The sequence below is a fragment of the Synechococcus sp. WC101 genome (assembly GCF_047461555.1).
GTDB lineage: Bacteria > Cyanobacteriota > Cyanobacteriia > Thermostichales > Thermostichaceae > Thermostichus.
The window spans coordinates 1-3,320 of sequence record NZ_JANSHG010000204.1; the positions used below are offsets into that span (position 1 = coordinate 1).

At 59.2% G+C, this 3,320-nt stretch carries 2 protein-coding genes; both read right to left on the reverse strand.

The features are described from left to right. Positions 1-2,104: RelA/SpoT family protein (locus tag NW809_RS11425; protein WP_414402185.1), on the reverse strand; the 2,104-nt coding region annotated here is incomplete at its 3' end. A 217-nt stretch (positions 2,105-2,321) separates the two neighbouring features. Then, positions 2,322-3,191, reverse strand: coding sequence for a ribosome biogenesis GTPase YlqF (gene ylqF, locus NW809_RS11430; RefSeq protein WP_099813047.1), 870 nt, complete (start codon positions 3,189-3,191; stop codon positions 2,322-2,324). Positions 3,192-3,320: the final 129 nt, after the last annotated feature.

A 3,320-nucleotide genomic window follows, 5' to 3' on the forward strand; every position in this document is an offset into this window, starting at 1 on the left:
CCGAAAGACGGGAAAGGATGTCCCGCAGCACGCCAACGCGGTCAATGACCTCCAGGCGCAGTTCCACAGGGTAGATCTGGGTGCTCTGCCGTAATTGCTCCTCGTTCCAGCGCACCGGCACCAGCCGCTCGCCCGGAACCTGAGCCACCCGCGGACAATCGCGATGATGAATGGTGATACCCTTGAAGCGGGTAACCACGCCCAGGATGGGATCCCCTGGCAGCGGGTTGCAACATTTGGCCAACTGGTGTTTCAGACCCTCCACCCCCAGGATGGGAGATTGGGATCGGCTGGAACCTCGGCTCCCATCGGCCCGCGGCAGCAGCAGCTTGGCTTCCTCAAGGGATCCCTCCTCTGGCGGGGGAGAGACTGCCGGCTTGCTCACCTCCTGCAGCCGATGGAGCACCTGCGTGGGGGTGACCTCTCCATAGCCCAGCGCCGCCAGCAGGTCGTCCACGCTGGTGTAGTTGAGCTTCTCGGCCACCTTTTGCATCCGCTCCGACTTGAGCAGCGCATCGAACCCCGTTTTGCCCAGCTCCCGCTCCAGCAAGTCCCGGCCCCGGGCGATGTTTTGCTCGCGATTGCAGCGCTTAAACCATTGGCGAATGCGGTTGCGGGCCGAGCTGGTGGCTACAAAATTGATCCAGTCCAGGCTGGGGTGGGCGTTCTTGTGGGTGATGATTTGGACAATGTCGCCATTGCGCAGGCGGGTATTCAAGGGCACGATCTTGTTGTTCACCCGCGCCCCGGCACAGTGATCCCCAATTTCAGAGTGAATGCGATAGGCAAAGTCCACCGGGCAGGATCCCTGGGGCAGGGCCAGCAAGTCTCCTTTGGGCGTAAAGACGTAAACCTCGCTCTCAAATAGGTTCTCGCGAATGGTGTCCAGGTATTCTTTGTCGTCCTTGAGGTCGTTTTGCCACTCCAACAGTTGCCGCAGCCAGGTAAAGCGCTCTTCCTCGGGCTTCACGGGGGTGCTGCCGGCTTCTTTGTACTTCCAGTGGGCGGCAATGCCGTATTCGGCCACGCGGTGCATCTCTTCGGTGCGGATCTGCACCTCCACCGGTCGGCCCTGTAGGCCGATCACAGCCGTATGCAAAGATTGGTAGCGGTTGGCCTTGGGCAAGCCAATGTAGTCTTTGAAACGACCCGGAATGGGGCGAAAACAGTTGTGAACGACCGCCAGCACCCGGTAGCATTCGCTCACGGTTTGCACGATAACCCGCACGGCCAGGAGATCGTAGATCTCGTGAAATTCTTTGCGCTGCTGCTGCATCTTGCGGTAGATGCCGTACAGGTGCTTGGGCCGCCCGCTAATCTCAAAGTGCTCTAGCCCCCCTTGAATGAGGTGCTTCCGCAGCTCTTCAATAAACGCTTGGATCTCTGCCTCTCGCTCGCTACGCTTGGCGTTGACCAGCTCTTGAATCTGGCGATAGGCTTCGTAGTCCAGGTACTTAAAGGCCAAGTCTTCCAGTTCCCACTTGAAATGCCAGATCCCCAGCCGGTTGGCCAAGGGGGCGAAGATCTCCATAGTTTCGGCTGCAATCTGTTTTTGCTTGTGGGGGGGCAGATATTGCAGCGTGCGCATGTTGTGCAAGCGATCCGCCAACTTGACCACAATGACCCGGATATCCTTGGCCATGGCCACAAACATGCGGCGGAAGTTTTCTGCTTGCTGCTCCGTTTTGCTGGAGAAATTAAACTGAGAAAGCTTGGTTACCCCCTCCACCAGCAGGCGAACCTCAGGGCCAAATTCGGCCTCTAGGGCCTCCAGGGTAACTTCCGTATCTTCGACAACATCGTGCAGAAGGCCAGCAGCTACGGTAACGGCGTCACCCCCCAACTCCCGCAACAGGCTGGCCACGGCCACCGGATGGGCGATGTAGGGATCCCCTGATTTCCGCTTTTGGCCCTTGTGCAAACAGTAGGCAAACTCGAAGGCCCGGCGCAGCAAATCTGCCTCTTCCGCCGTGTAGGATCGCAGCCCATCGCCGAGATCTTCAGCGCCTGAAAGCAAAGCCCGCAGCCATCCCGGCACCTCAAAATCCAGGCTATTTAGGTCAAAGCCTCCTTCTAAGCTGGTGGCAACAGCAGGCTGACCCATGGGAGTCCGCAAAAAGGATGGTTTAACTGCTACCTCTAGTATCGATCACTGGAGTTCCTTACAGCTTATCCTTGATTCAAGCCGCCTGCAGGCAGGTTGAAGAAAAAAGCTGCGCAATAAACCTGCCCCTAAGTGCAGGGAAAAGCTTAACGCTCTGCGCCTATCCTATCCCTCACTTTGCAGCATTCCGGAGCAAGATATACCAAAATCTAGTGGACTAGCCTCTTGCTGGAGGGCTAGCAGCTAGGGGGAGTTGCAAAGCTAGAGGCCCTAGCCATCCCTTGCGATAGTCGTTGAGAATTTGCCTTGCCGCTCGTTCGGCATCCCCTCGATACCGCCGCTCTGCGAGATCTTGCACTGCCACGCTGCCAGGGGGGATCGGGTCGGGCCAGCCGTAGCGCTGTTGCAGCAGGGCTTGGGCCTGGGGCTGCACCTGCAGCAGTTGATCCACGAAGTAGGCGGCCACCTGCTCAGGATCGTAGGCTGCGGCGCCGATGTCATCACAGATGGCCAGCAGGGAGGCTGCCTGTTGATCCGGCAGCGAAGGCGGGAGGATGCCCGGCGAGTCCAGCAAGTCCAACTCCCCTCCCAGCCGTACCCACTGCAGTTGCCGGGTTACCCCAGGGCGCGCGGCGCTCTCGACGGCTCGCCGTCCCAAAAGTCGATTCAACAAGGCAGACTTGCCCACATTGGGAAAGCCCACCACCACGGCCCGGACAGCCCGCGGCCGCATGCCCCGCCGTTGCCGCCGCTCGTTTACCGCTTGCCCCATCTGTAAGATGGCTTGCTTGAGGCGGGGCACCCCTTCTCCCGATTGGCCGTTGGTGGGATAGACCGGGATCCCTTGCTGCGAAAAATGCTCCTGCCACGCTTTGAGATCCCTTGCCGCAATGGAATCGGCTCGGTTAAGCGCCAAGAGGCGAGGTTTTTCCCCCAGCCACTTGTCCAGCTCAGGGTGACGGCTGGCCAGCGGGATCCGCGCGTCCACCACTTCAATTGCCACGTCCACCAGCCGCAATTGTTCCCGCAACTGGCCAATGGCCTTGGCCACATGGCCGGGATACCACTGGATGGGCGGAGAGCTCATGCCGCCAAAACCTTGGAAAAGCTCGACGGCTACGCAAACAAGGACGGGATCTACTTTAGCCTGCCCAGCCCGCTCCTTCCCAATCCCAGGGCGAGTAAAAAATAATACAGTATAGGTGTGACTAGGATC

Bases quoted from the DNA above. Each gene is read 5' to 3' on its own strand.
- ylqF (WP_099813047.1), bottom strand. From the start codon at position 3,191: ATGAGCTCTCCGCCCATCCAGTGGTATCCCGGCCATGTGGCCAAGGCC.